Below are 13,081 nucleotides of genomic sequence, written 5' to 3' on the forward strand. Positions count from 1 at the left end.
GGCCCGGGACACCGGGCCGCGGCCGGACTCCTCCGTGACCCCCCTGCTCAACCTCGTGCGTCCCGCTGGCGCGCCGACCAGTCCCGCATGCGCTGCGGATAGCCGGTGACCTGCGCGTCGTAGACCGGGACGCCGAGGTCGCGGGAGAGCCGGCGGGCGGTGTCGGGCCCGTCGATCCGCCGCCGCGTCCACTCGCCGTCCGCGGCGACCAGCACGATCGTCGTCTCGGTGACGGCGGTGCGGGGCTCGACGTACCCCTCCACCCCGCGGCGGGTCGCGACGAACCGCTCCAGGTGCGCGAGGTCCGCCCGCGCCGCGCCGCGGTCCAGCGTCGCGGGACGGTTCCCGTCACCGCGCTGCGCCCTGCCCCGCCTGCGCCCGAACAGCCCCATCCGTCCTCCTCGTGCCCCGAGGCGGCCCGCCTCGGGCCGCGACGTCCGCGCTGGCAACGGTGCTCTGAGCCCGCGCGTTCCCGGAGTGGCAGGATGAGCCCTGGACCATCCCCCGCCCGTGTGAACGGGACGGGACACCAGCATTCGAGGAGATCTCGTGAGCGCACCCACCTCCCCCGCCGACCTGGTCATCCTCGGTGGTGGCTCGGGTGGCTACGCCGCCGCGTTGCGGGCGGCCGAGCTCGGCATGTCCGTCGTCCTCATCGAGCGCGACAAGGTCGGCGGGACGTGCCTCCACCGGGGCTGCATCCCGACCAAGGCCCTGCTGCACGCCGGCGAGGTCGCCGACCTGGCCCGCGAGGGCGAGCAGTTCGGCGTCAAGACCTCCCTGGCCGGCATCGACATGGACGGCGTCAACGGCTACAAGGACGGCGTCATCTCCCGGCTCTACAAGGGTCTGCAGGGCCTGATCAAGAGCCGCAAGATCAACTATGTCGAGGGTGAGGGCCGCCTGGTCTCCCCGACCGCCGTCGAGGTCAACGGGCAGCGGTACGAGGGCCAGCACATCCTGCTGGCCACCGGCTCCTACGCGCGCTCGCTGCCCGGCCTCGAGGTCGACGGCACCCGCGTCATCACCAGCGACCACGCACTGAACCTGGACCGGGTCCCGGCCTCGGCGATCATCCTCGGCGGCGGCGTCATCGGCTGCGAGTTCGCCAGCGCGTGGAAGTCCTTCGGCGTCGACGTGACCATCATCGAGGCCCTGCCCCACCTGGTCCCGCTCGAGGACGAGGCCTCCTCCAAGCTCCTGGAGCGCGCCTTCCGCCGGCGCAAGATCGGCTTCGAGCTCGGCAGCCGGTTCTCCGGTGTGCAGAACACCGAGAACGGCGTCAAGGTCTCGCTCGAGAACGGCAAGGAGTTCGAGGCCGAGGTGCTGCTCGTGGCCGTCGGTCGCGGCCCGGTGAGCCAGGGCCTGGGCTACGAGGAGGCCGGCGTCGCCATGGAGCGCGGCTACGTCCTCGTCGACCAGTACTGCCAGACCAACGTGCCGACCATCTCCGCGGTGGGCGACCTCATCCCGACCCTGCAGCTGGCTCACGTCGGCTTCGGCGAGGGCATCCTCGTCGCCGAGCGGTTGGCGGGGCTCAACCCGGCGCCGATCGACTACGCCGGTGTCCCGCGGATCACCTACTCCGACCCCGAGGTCGCCTCCGTCGGCCTCACCGAGGCGCAGGCGAAGGAGCGGTACGGCGAGGTCAAGACCCTCACCTACGACCTGGGCGGCAACGGCCGCAGCCAGATCCTCAAGACGGCCGGCGCCGTCAAGCTCGTCCAGGCCGTCGACGGCCCGGTCGTCGGCGTGCACATGGTCGGCAGCCGCGTCGGCGAGCTCATCGCCGAGGCGCAGCTGATCTACAACTGGGAGGCCGAGGCCGACGACGTCGCCAGCCTCATCCACCCGCACCCGACGCAGAGCGAGGCCCTCGGCGAGGCGCACCTGGCGCTGGCCGGCAAGCCCCTGCACGTGCACGGCTGATCCTGATCCACCCCACATCCACCCAGCGCGAGAAGGAGCCCTGCCCCGATGCCGACGTCCGTCACCATGCCCGCCCTGGGCGAGAGCGTCACCGAGGGCACGGTCACTCGATGGCTCAAGCAGGAGGGTGAGCAGGTCGAGGCCGACGAGCCCCTCCTCGAGGTGTCGACCGACAAGGTCGACACCGAGATCCCCTCGCCGGCCGCCGGTGTCCTGACCAAGATCCTGGTCGCCGAGGACGAGACCGTCGAGGTCGGCGCCGAGCTCGCCGTCATCGGCGGGGACGGGGCCGGCGACGGCGGCGGCGGCCCTGCCTCGGCCGAGGACGCCGACACCACACCCCAGAGCCCCGTCCAGCAGGTCCAGGACGCGAGCCCCGCTCCCGACCAGGAGGCCCAGCCCGCCGCGCCGCAGCCGGAGCCCGCGTCGGCCTCCGGCGACGGCGCTCAGGGCGGTGGTGGTCAGGGCGGCGGCGAGGGCACCCCGGTGACCATGCCGGCCCTGGGCGAGAGCGTCACGGAGGGCACGGTCACCCGCTGGCTGAAGTCGGTCGGTGACGAGGTCACCGCGGACGAGCCGCTGCTGGAGGTCTCCACCGACAAGGTGGACACCGAGATCCCGGCGCCGGTCTCGGGCACCCTGCTGTCGATCGCGGTGAACGAGGACGAGACCGTCGAGGTCGGTGCCCAGCTGGCGGTCATCGGCACCGGCGCGGCGGGCGGCGGCGCCCCCGCCTCGGCTCCCGAGGCTCCGGCCCAGGAGCAGCCCGCGGCCCCGGCCCAGGAGCAGCCCCCTGCCCAGCCGCAGGAGCCGGAGACCGCGAAGCCCGCCACCGAGATCCCGGGCGCGGACTACGGCTCGAGTGGCGCGCTGCCCGCGAAGTCGCCGACGTCGGCTCCCTCCCCGGCGGCCGCGGTGGCTCCGCAGGCCCCGGCCTCCGCGCCGGCGCAGTCGGCCCCTGGCCAGCAGGGCGGGGACGGCGGTGGTCAGTACGTCACCCCGCTGGTGCGCCGCCTGGCCGCCGAGCACGGCGTGGACCTGGGCACGGTCACCGGCACGGGTGTCGGTGGGCGGATCCGCAAGCAGGACGTCCTCGCCGCGGCCGAGCAGGCCTCCGCGCCGGCTCAGGAGGCCGCCCCGGCTGCCGCCGGGCGCGCCGCCGCGAAGCCGTCGCCGGCGGCCATGCCGGACACCAAGCTCCGCGGTCGCACCGAGAAGCTCTCCCGCCTGCGCACCGTCATCGCCCGCCGGATGGTGGAGTCCCTGGCGGTCAGCGCCCAGCTGACCACGGTGGTCGAGGCCGACGTCACCGCGATCGCGCGGCTGCGGGACCGGGCCAAGCGGGACTTCGAGGCCCGTGAGGGCGTCAAGCTGTCCTTCCTGCCGTTCTTCGCCAAGGCGTCGATCGAGGCGCTCAAGGCCCACCCGGCCGTGAACTCCTCGATCGACCTGGAGGCCGGCACGGTGACCTACCACGACTCCGAGAACCTCGGCGTCGCGGTGGACACCGAGCGGGGGCTGCTGGTGCCGGTCATCAAGGACGCCGGCGACCTGAGCATCGGCGGACTGGCCCGCAAGATCGCCGACCTGGCCGAGCGGACCCGCAGCAACAAGGTCACCCCGGACGAGCTCGGCGGCGGCACCTTCACACTGACCAACACCGGCAGCCGTGGGGCCCTGTTCGACACGCCGATCATCAACCAGCCGCAGGTGGCGATCCTCGGCGTCGGCACCGTGGTCAAGCGCCCGGTCGTCGTCCAGGACCCCGACCTGGGGGAGGTCATCGCCGTCCGGTCGATGGTCTACCTGGCGCTGACCTACGACCACCGGATCGTCGACGGCGCCGACGCGGCGCGGTTCCTCGGCACGGTGAAGGAGCGCCTGGAGGCCGGCCAGTTCCACGGCGAGCTCGGCCTCTCCTGATCCACACCGATCGGGGCCCCGGCGACCCGCCGGGGCCCCGATCGCGTTCCGCCCCCGCTCCCGGAGGAGAGTCATGAAGGTCGCGGTCACCGGCTCCTCCGGGCTGATCGGGTCCCAGCTGGTCCCCCTCCTGCGGGCTGACGGGCACGAGGTCCTCCGGCTGGTCCGGCGGACGCCGCGGACGGCGGACGAGCACCGGTGGGACCCCCAGCACCGGCGGATCGACCCGACCCTCCTCGCTGACGTCGACGCGGTGGTCAACCTCGCCGGCACCCCGATCCGGCCGCGTCCCTGGACGTCGGGCTACAAGGAACAGCTGCGGACCAGCCGCCTGGACAGCACCACCACGGTCAGCCGGGCGCTGGCCGACGCCGCCGCGGTCGACCCCGGCCGCCCGCGGGTGCTGCTGTCGGCGTCCGGGGTCGGCTACTACGGCGACACCGGCGACCGGACCGTCGACGAGGACTCCCCCGCCGGCAACGACTTCCTGGCCCGGCTGTGCGTCGAGTGGGAGGCGGCGACCGCACCGGCGGCCGATGCCGGCGTGCGCGTCGCACAGCTGCGCACCGGCCTGGTGGTCGGTCGCGGCGCGCCGCTGGTGCGCATCCTGGGTGTGGTCTTCCGGGCCGGCCTCGGCGGGCGGATGGGCTCGGGCCGGCAGTACTGGCCGTGGATCAGCCTCACCGACGAGCTGGCGGCGATCCGGTTCCTGCTCACCGCGGACGTCTCCGGCCCGGTCAACCTGACCGGGCCGACCCCGGTGACCAACGCGGAGTTCGTCCGCGAGCTGGCCCGGGTCGTCCACCGCCCGGCCGTCCTGCCCGTCCCGCGGTTCGCGCTGTCGCTGGCCCTGGGCGAGTTCGGCCGCACCGGCGTCCTGGCCGGTCAGCGCGCGCTCCCCGCGAAGCTGGAGGCCGCGGGCTTCGCGTGGACCCACCGCGACCTGGAGGCGGCCCTGCGCGCGGCCCTGCAGCGGAGCTGAACTCACCGGGTCTTCTCGGCCTGCTGGATCCGCCAGCCCCGGTCGGTCTCCCGCAGGACCATCCGCACGTCCGCCTCGCCGCGCCCCTCCACCGACCTCAGCGCCGGGCCCTCCTCCTGCCCGGCCCCGACCACCTCGTACGCCGGCCACCGGTCGACCACGTGGAGCGTCACCCGTCCGTCGGCGGGCTCCTCGACGACCGCCGCCCGCACCACCACCGGCGCGAAACCCCGTAGCCGCTCCCCCGCCGCGGCCAGTTCCGTCACGGTGTCCCGGTCAGCGGCGAGCAGCGCGCTGCCGGGGACGTGGACCCGGTCGAGCTGGTCGGCCACACCGGTGCGGAAGGCGGCGGCGCGGCGGGCGTAGAGCTCGGCGAGGACCGCCGTCCACTCCTCGTCGGACGCCGGTCGCGACGTGCCCCCGCCGGACGGCTCGGCCTCCGCCGGCCGGCCCTCCGTGCCCGGCACCGCGGTCGTGGTGTCGGACGTGGCCGCCCGGCCGGTGAGCTCGGCGGGAGCCGCCGAGGGAGGGGACCCCGACGCCCCGCCCCACGACAGCCCGAGCCACAGCGTCCCGCCCAGCACGGCGACCACGGAAGCGAGCACCCCCACCCGGCGGTTGCGCTGGCGGGCTGCCGTCAGCCGCGCCCGGACGGCCCCGAGACCCCGGCTCTCCTGCGGCTTCGGCTCGGGAGGACGGCGGTGCCTCCCCGGCACCTGGTGGGTCAGCTCCGTGCGGGGTCCACGCCCCGTCCGGCCCAGGTCCTCGTCAGCGACGCCCGGACCCGGGAGCCGCACCGGCTCGGGCCGGCAGGCATGCCGCAGGTCGAGGGCGAACGCCGCGGCCGAGCCGCGCTCGTGCGGCTCGGGGGACAGCCCCCGGCCGATCACCGCCAGGAGCTCCTCAGGGGCCTCCGGCGCCAGCTCGGCGAGGTCGGGCAGGCGCCCCTCGGCGGCGACGCGCAGGGTGTCGGCCGGGGTGGCGGCGTTCCACGGCGCGACGCCAGTGAGCGCGTGGAACGCCGCCGCGGCCACCCCGAAGACGTCCGAGGCCGGGCCCGGGGCGCCACCGCGGGCGACCGTGGGGTCGACGTAGGCGGGGGTGACCTCGCCTGCGGCGTCCTCCCCGAGGACCCGGCCCACGCCCAGGTCGGTGAGCACCGGCCGGCCGTCAGCCGTGAAGACGATGTTGCCGGGCGACAGGTCGCCGTGCACGACCCCGCGGTCGTGGGCGTGGGCCAGCGCGGCGGCCACCGGTGCGACGGCGGTGACCACCTCCCCCGGGCGCAGGCGGCCGCGCCGGGCCAGCAGCGCGGCGAGGCTCCCCCCGGCCAGCAGGTCGAGCACGAGCGCGACGCGGGGCTGCCCGCCGCGCCGCGGCTGGTGCACCACCTCGACCAGCCGCACGAGGTGCGGGTGGTCGAGCTCCCCGAGCAGGGCGGCCTCGCGCGCCTGCCGCTCGGGATCGCCGGCGACGAGCACCTTCACCGCGACGGGATCGCCACCGCTGCGCGGGACGGCCCGCCACACCTCCCCGGAGCCGCCGCGCCCCAGCAACTGCTCGAGCCGGTAGCCCGGGACGATCGGGGCGTCCGCGGGTCCACGCGCGGGGCGGGGAGAGGGCGTCGGCATGGCGGGCACCGTAGGCCGAGCAGCGGGGTGCCTGCTGCCGTCGTCCACAGGCCGGGGCGCCGTCCACAGCTCCGGGGCCGGCCGCGTGCCGGGCGGCGGCCCCGCCTAGGTTCGGTGCCGTGCCCGCCTGCGCCGTCCGACCCTCGCGAGGAGCTGCCTGACCGTGCCCGCCACCGCGCCGACCATCCTCGCGACCAGCATCGGCTTCGAGTCCAGGGGTCGGGGGCCCTACGACTGGGCGCCCGGCCCGGTCTTCGACCTCGCCGTCACCCTCGCCGGAGCGCCGGAGCGGCCGAGGCTGTGCTACCTGGGCACCGCGACCGGGGACGACCCGGTGCGGGTGGCCGGGGTCTACGGCGCCTTCGCGGGCAGCGGCGTCGACGTCAGCCACCTGAGCCTGTTCACGATGCCCACGGTGCCCGACGTGCGCGCGCACCTGCTGGCCCAGGACGTCGTCTGGGTCGGTGGCGGCAGCGTGGCCAACCTGCTCGCGGTGTGGCGCGTGCACGGCCTCGACGAGGTGTTCCGCGAGGTGTGGGAGGCCGGCGTCGTCCTCGGCGGTGTGTCGGCCGGGTCGCTGTGCTGGCACGTCGGCGGGACCACCGACTCCTTCGGTCCCGAGCTGCGCCCGGTCACCAACGGGCTCGGGCTGATCCCCACGTCGAACGGCGTGCACTACGACACCGAGGAGCAGCGCCGGCCGCTCTACCACCGGCTGGTGGCCGACGGGACGCTCCCGCCGGGACACGCGACCGACGACGGGGTGGGCCTGGTCTACCGGGGCACCGAGCTGGTGGAGGCGGTCGCCGACCGTCCCGGCAAGGCCGCCTACCGGGTGGAGCGGGGCCCGGACGGCGGAGCCGTCGAGACCCGCATCGAGCCCCGGCGGCTGCGGTGAGCACGGGCTTAGGCTGGACGTCGTGAGTGCGCTCGAGGTCCTCCGGCTGGGTCTGACCGACTACGAGGAGGCGTGGGCGCAGCAGCGCGAGCTGCACACCCGCGTGGTGGAGGGCGCCGCTCCCGACACCCTCCTGCTGCTCGAGCACCCGCCGGTCTACACCGCCGGCAAGCGCACGGAGCCACACGAGCGCCCCTTCGACGGCACCCCGGTCATCGACGTGGACCGCGGCGGCAAGATCACTTGGCACGGGCCGGGCCAACTGGTCGGCTACCCCATCGTCCGGCTGCCCGACCCGGTCGACGTCGTCGCCCACGTCCGGCGTCTGGAGGCCGCGCTGATCGAGGTCTGCGCCGATCTGGGGCTGGCCACCGAGCGGGTCGAGGGGCGCAGCGGCGTGTGGGTGCGCGCCGACGAGCGCGGTCCGGACCGCAAGGTCGCCGCGATCGGCGTCCGGGTGGCCCGGGGCGTGACGATGCACGGCTTCGCGCTGAACTGCGACCCCGACATGGCCGCGTTCGGCAACATGATCCCGTGCGGGATCGTCGACGCCGGCGCCACGTCGCTGAGCGCCGAGCTGGGCCGGGACGTGCCCGTCGCCGAGGTGATCGACGCGGTGGAGGCTGCCATGCGGCGGGTGCTGGCCCCCGCCGAGGTCCCCGCCGCCTGATCCCGCAGCAGGACGGTCGTCCCGGCCCCCCGCAGCAGGACGGCCGTCCGGCCTCTCGCAGCAGGGCCGCCGTCCGGCCTCCCCTGGAGGGAGGCCGGGGACGGCAGCCTCAGCCGACGACGAAGTTGACCAGCCGCCCGGGGACGGCGATCACGCGGCGCACGGTCTTCCCGGCGAGGTGCCCGGCGACCTTCTCCTCCGCGCGGGCGGCCGCCTCCAGCGCCGCGGCGTCCGCGTCGGCCGGCACGGTCACCTGCGCGCGCACCTTGCCGTTCACCTGGACGGCGACCTGCACGGTGTCCTCGACCAGCCAGCGCTCGTCGGCCACCGGGAACGGCGCCCACGCCAGCGACGAGTCGTGGCCCAGCCGGGACCACAGCTCCTCGGCGATGTGCGGCGCCAGCGGGGCGACCATCAGCGCCAGCGGCTCGGCCACCGCGCGCGGCACCGGCGAGGACGCGCCGTAGGCCGAGGTGAGGTGGTTGGTCAGCTCGGTGATCCGGGCGATGGCGATGTTGAACCGCAGGGTCGCCATGCCGTCCCGGACGCCGGCGATCGCCCGGTGCAGCGCGCGCAGGGTCTCCTCCGACGGCGCCACGTCGTCCGCGGCCCGGACCGCGCCGGTCTCCTCGTCGACGACCACCCGCCAGATCCGCTGCAGCAGCCGCTGGGAGCCGACCACGGCCTTGGTCTCCCAGGGGCGGGACTGCTCCAGCGGGCCGGTGGACATCTCGTACACGCGGAAGGTGTCGGCGCCGTACGCCCCGATCATCTCGTCCGGGGTGACCATGTTCTTCAGGCTCTTGCCGATCTTCCCGTACTCGCGGTTGACCGGCTTGCCCTCGTGGAGGAACTGGCCGTCCTTCTCCTCCACCTCGGCGGCGGGCACGTAGAAGCCCCGCTCGTCGGTGTAGGCGTAGGCGGAGATGTAGCCCTGGTTGACCAGCCGCCGGAACGGCTCCTCACTGGACACGTGGCCCAGGTCGAACAGCACCTTGTGCCAGAACCGCGCGTACAGCAGGTGCAGCACGGCGTGCTCGACCCCGCCGACGTACAGGTCGACACCGCCGACGTCCCCGGGACCCCGCGGGCCCAGCCAGTACCGCTCCAGCTCCGGGTCGACCATCCGCTCGTCGTCGGAGGGGTCCAGGTAGCGCAGGTAGTACCAGCACGACCCCGCCCAGTTCGGCATCGTGTTGGTCTCACGCCGGTACTTGCGCGGTCCGTCGCCGAGGTCGAGCTCGACCGTCGTCCAGTCGGTGGCGCGGGACAGCGGCGGCTCGGGCGCGGACTCGGCGTCGTCGTCGTCGAACGTCTTCGGCGAGTAGTCGTCGACCTCGGGCAGCAGCACCGGCAGCATCGACGTCGGGACGGCGACCGGCAGGTCGTTCTCGTCGTAGACGATCGGGAACGGCTCGCCCCAGTACCGCTGTCGGCTGAACAGCCAGTCGCGCAGCTTGTAGGTCGTCGTCGCCTCGCCGTACCCGCGCTCGACGAGCCACTCGGTGATCCGGGCGATCGCGGTGGCCTTGTCCAGGCCGTTCAGCGAGACCTCGTCGTTCGCCGAGTTGATCATCGGGCCGGCGCCGGTGTAGGCGCCCCCCTCGAAGTCCTCCGGCGGCTGCACCGTGCGGACCACGGGCAGCCCGAAGACCTGCGCGAACTCGAAGTCGCGGGTGTCCTCGCCGGGCACGGCCATGATCGCGCCGGTGCCGTACCCGGTCAGCACGTAGTCGGCGATGAACACCGGCAGCTCGCGGCCGTTGACCGGGTTCACCGCGGTGACGCCCAGCCAGACACCGGTCTTCTCACGGGCCTCGTTCTGCCGGTCCAGCTCCGAGCGACGGGACGCCTGGCGCTGGTACTCGCGCACCGCCTCGGCCGGGGTGGCCGCGCCCCCGGTCCAGCGCGGGTCGGTGCCGTCCGGCCAGGCGGACGCGGTCAGCGACTCGACCAGCGGGTGCTCGGGCGCCAGCACCATGTAGGTGGCACCGAACAGCGTGTCGGGCCGGGTGGTGAAGACCTCGATCGTCTCGCCCGACGACCCGTCCCGCCCCGCCGCCCCGACGGCGAAGCCGATCCGGGCGCCGGTCGAGCGGCCGATCCAGTTGCGCTGCATCTGCTTGAGCGAGTCGGGCCAGTCCAGCCGGTCCAGGTCGGCCAACAGCCGCTCGGCGTAGGCGGTGATCCGCATCATCCACTGGGTCAGCGGGCGCCGGAACACCGGGAAGTTGCCCCGCTCGGACCGGCCGTCGGGGGTGACCTCCTCGTTGGACAGCACCGTGCCCAGGCCGGGGCACCAGTTGACCGGTGCCTCGTGCAGGTAGGCCAGCCGGTGCGCGTCGACCACCGTGCGCTTCTCGACCGCGTCCAGCTCGGCCCACGGCCGGCCGGTCGGGTTCGTGCCCGGCGCCGGCTCCCGCGTGCCGGCGTCCAGCTCGGTGACCAGCTCCTCGATCGGCCGGGCCCGTCCGGCGGACTCGTCGAACCAGGACCCGAAGATCTGCAGGAAGATCCACTGGGTCCACTTGTAGTAGCCCGGGTCGATCGTGGCGAAGCTGCGGCGGTCGTCGTGGTCGACGCCCAGCCGGCGCAGCTGGGCCTTGATCGCGGCGATGTTGGCCTCGGTGGTGATCCGCGGGTGCTGCCCGGTCTGGACGGCGTACTGCTCGGCGGGCAGGCCGAAGGCGTCGTAGCCCATCGGGTGCAGCACGTTGTCGCCGTCCATGCGACGGAACCGGCTGGTCACGTCGGTACCCAGGTAGCCCAGGGGGTGGCCTACGTGCAGGCCCGCACCCGAGGGGTACGGGAACATGTCCATCACGAAGTACTTGGGCCGGCCGGCGACCCGCTCGAAGCCCGCGGAGAGCCGGCCGGTCGGGTTGGGGGTGTGGAACGTCCCCTCCGCCTCCCAGCGGTCCTGCCACGCGAGCTCGATCTGCTGCGCCAGCGCCGGGGTGTACCGGTGCGGGGGGACGCCCTCGCCGGCGGGGTCGGTCGTCGGCTGGCTGGCCGTCTGGCTCATCGTCGGTGCTCCTGGGTGCTCGTCCCGGCGGCGGACAGAAAAAGACCCCTCACGCAGGAGGGGTCGCCACGCTGTCCGATCGGGTTCGGATCAGCGCGGCCGGGGAAGGAGGTACCCGCCGGACACGCCCGGCAGCCTACTCCGGTGTGCCACGGCGGGCCGCCGTCAGCCCAGTTCGCGCACCAGCACGTCGCGCAGCGGGGTGTTGAGCTCCCCGGGCGGCCCGCTCGGGCTCAGGTGGATCCCCATCTGGCTGCCGTGGTACTCCCAGTAGGCGAAGCTCAGGTCGTTCTCCTCGAGCAGGGCCAGCATGTCGGTCACCCAGCGGTCCCCGCCCTTGTCCGGCATCTCGAAGGCCTGCCGCACGACCCCGAACTCCATGACCGACATCGGGACGCCGTTGTCGCGCCCGAACTGCAGGTGCTGCTCCATCGCGTGCTCGAGGTAGGTCCGGTCGCGGCCGAGGAAGCCCCCACCGGCGGCGCCGGGCGACTGGCCGTACACGTCCAGCGCGATGGTGGCAGCACCGTCCCCGCCCACGCCCTCCCCCCGCATCCAGCCCTGCACGCGGTAGCCGTTGCCGGGGGTGACCGGGAAGAGGTGGCCGTCGTTGCTCCAGCCGGCGACCGCGGCGTCACCGGCCGGAGCGTCGGTGACGGCGAGGCTGGCGCCGTCGTCCACGCCGTCCTGGGGCCGGTCGAAGCGGGTCGCCGTCCCGTCGCCGCCGCTGGTCCACGAGTACCAGTCCAGCGTGCCGTCGGGGTCGAGGGGGTCGGTCACCAGCTCGCGCAGCACCGCCCCGTCGGGACCGTGCTCGGTGACGGTGATCGCGTCGAACACCGCGGTGCCGGTCATGCCCCCGCCCGCGAGGACCAGCGGCATGGCCGCCACGGCCGCCGGGTCGTCGATGGGGACGACGCCGCTGTCGTAGAGCCGCCAGTCCGTCGTGCCGGCGGCCAGCGGCGGCGTGGCCAGGCCCGCGTCGGGCAGCTGCACCCGCTCGCCGGTCGGCAGGATCGTCTCGGGGTCGGGGTAGGAGCCGCCGTCCTGGATCGGGCCCTCCACCCAGGCGGCGTACTGGTGCGTGTAGTCGATCGGCTCGTAGAAGTGGAAGTCGTAGACGGCGTTGTCGTCGTCGACGAGGAAGTGCGGCTCGACCCCCGCGGTGCCGTAGCGCCCCTCGACGCCGTACAGCGAGCTGATCACGAGCAGGTGGTTGGGGTCGACCGAGCGGACGGCGTCGACCAGGTCCGCGGCCATGTCCCGCCACTGCTGACCGTCGGAGTCCACGGTGACCGGCTCGTTGAACAGGTCGTAGGCGGCCACGGCGGGCTCGTCGGCGTACCGCTCGGCGATGTCGCGCCACATCTCGACGTTCTGCTCGCGCACCGCCGGGTCGGTCCAGACGTCGAAGCTGACCGCGTCGCTGGTGGGGTCCAGCCAGAACCCGCCGATGGGGGTGTGCAGGTCCAGGACGAGCCGGACCCCGTTCTCGCGGGCCCAGCCGACGTTGCGGTCCAGCCACTCGAAGAAGAGCTCGCGGTCCTGGGCGTACCAGTCGCCGTCGAAGGCGAAGCGGACGTCGGTGAAGCCCATCTCCGCGACCCGCCCGAAGTCCTCCTCCGCGTGGTGCGGGGAGTCCAGCAGCTGCGAGGCGTCGAGGTCGCGGTGGTAGTCGTTGGAGAAGTTCACCGCCTGCAGCCGCACCGGCTCGCCGTCCAGGACCAGCCCGCTGCCCTGCGCCCGCACGAAGGACCCCGGCTCCTGCTCCCGCTCCGCGGTGCAGGCCCCGGCCAGCAGCAGCGGGAGGACCAGCCACCCCGCCCTGCGACGGCCGGGACGGCGTCGGGTCGTGCTCCGCACAGCGGACCTCCTCGTACTCGGCGTTGTCCCGGGCGACGCTAGCCGCCGCGGAGCCCGCCGGGGAGTCGCTGACCCGGGGGAAACCGGGACCGCTGCAGCTCGACCTCAGGTCGAGGTCCATCCGGGCCGGCGTGGCGGGGTCCAGCGCCCGGCCGGGCGG

General features: G+C 74.4%; 9 protein-coding genes. 5 read left to right on the forward strand and 4 right to left on the reverse strand.

Going from position 1 to position 13,081, the window contains the following annotated elements; translation table 11 throughout:
* Nucleotides 1-47: 47 nt before the first annotated feature.
* Complete coding sequence (locus ACI79C_RS24060; RefSeq protein ID WP_456948223.1) at nucleotides 48-392, reverse strand: oxidoreductase; 345 nt, start codon at nucleotides 390-392, stop codon at nucleotides 48-50.
* A 157-nt stretch (nucleotides 393-549) separates the two neighbouring features.
* On the opposite strand from ACI79C_RS24060, the gene lpdA reads away from it, so the two are divergent.
* The 3 genes from lpdA to ACI79C_RS24075 all read left to right on the forward strand — a co-directional run bounded on the left by lpdA (nucleotide 550) and on the right by ACI79C_RS24075 (nucleotide 4,834).
* Complete coding sequence (gene lpdA, locus ACI79C_RS24065; protein WP_456948224.1) at nucleotides 550-1,929, forward strand: dihydrolipoyl dehydrogenase; 1,380 nt, start codon at nucleotides 550-552, stop codon at nucleotides 1,927-1,929.
* Nucleotides 1,930-1,977: 48 nt separating this feature from the next.
* Nucleotides 1,978-3,852, forward strand: coding sequence for a 2-oxoglutarate dehydrogenase, E2 component, dihydrolipoamide succinyltransferase (gene sucB / locus ACI79C_RS24070; protein WP_456948225.1), 1,875 nt, complete (start codon nucleotides 1,978-1,980; stop codon nucleotides 3,850-3,852).
* Nucleotides 3,853-3,925: 73 nt separating this feature from the next.
* Nucleotides 3,926-4,834, forward strand: a complete 909-nt coding sequence (locus ACI79C_RS24075) for a TIGR01777 family oxidoreductase (RefSeq protein ID WP_456948226.1) — start codon at nucleotides 3,926-3,928, stop codon at nucleotides 4,832-4,834.
* Between the two features lie 2 nt (nucleotides 4,835-4,836).
* Here ACI79C_RS24075 and ACI79C_RS24080 read toward each other — a convergent pair whose 3' ends face one another.
* Complete coding sequence (locus tag ACI79C_RS24080) at nucleotides 4,837-6,465, reverse strand: serine/threonine-protein kinase (RefSeq protein ID WP_456948227.1); 1,629 nt, start codon at nucleotides 6,463-6,465, stop codon at nucleotides 4,837-4,839.
* A gap of 163 nt (nucleotides 6,466-6,628) precedes the next feature.
* Here ACI79C_RS24080 and ACI79C_RS24085 point away from each other — a divergent pair, with 163 nt between their 5' ends.
* Together ACI79C_RS24085 and lipB are read left to right on the forward strand one after the other, a co-directional pair.
* The gene (locus ACI79C_RS24085) at nucleotides 6,629-7,363 is read left to right on the forward strand and encodes a Type 1 glutamine amidotransferase-like domain-containing protein (RefSeq protein WP_456948228.1); all 735 of its coding nucleotides are present in this window, start codon (nucleotides 6,629-6,631) and stop codon (nucleotides 7,361-7,363) included.
* A 22-nt stretch (nucleotides 7,364-7,385) separates the two neighbouring features.
* Entirely contained in the window at nucleotides 7,386-8,033 is a 648-nt protein-coding gene (gene lipB / locus ACI79C_RS24090) for a lipoyl(octanoyl) transferase LipB (RefSeq protein ID WP_456948229.1), read from the forward strand.
* Between the two features lie 109 nt (nucleotides 8,034-8,142).
* Here the strand turns inward: lipB and leuS are convergent, their stop codons facing one another.
* Together leuS and ACI79C_RS24100 are read right to left on the reverse strand one after the other, a co-directional pair.
* On the reverse strand, nucleotides 8,143-11,058 hold the full coding sequence (gene leuS, locus ACI79C_RS24095) for a leucine--tRNA ligase (RefSeq protein ID WP_456948230.1): 2,916 nt from the start codon (nucleotides 11,056-11,058) through the stop codon (nucleotides 8,143-8,145).
* A gap of 165 nt (nucleotides 11,059-11,223) precedes the next feature.
* Nucleotides 11,224-12,921 (reverse strand): glycoside hydrolase family 5 protein, encoded by a 1,698-nt coding sequence (locus ACI79C_RS24100; protein WP_456948231.1) that lies wholly within the window; start codon nucleotides 12,919-12,921, stop codon nucleotides 11,224-11,226.
* Between the last annotated feature and the right edge of the window lie 160 nt (nucleotides 12,922-13,081).

Source organism: Geodermatophilus sp. SYSU D00697 (assembly GCF_054050175.1).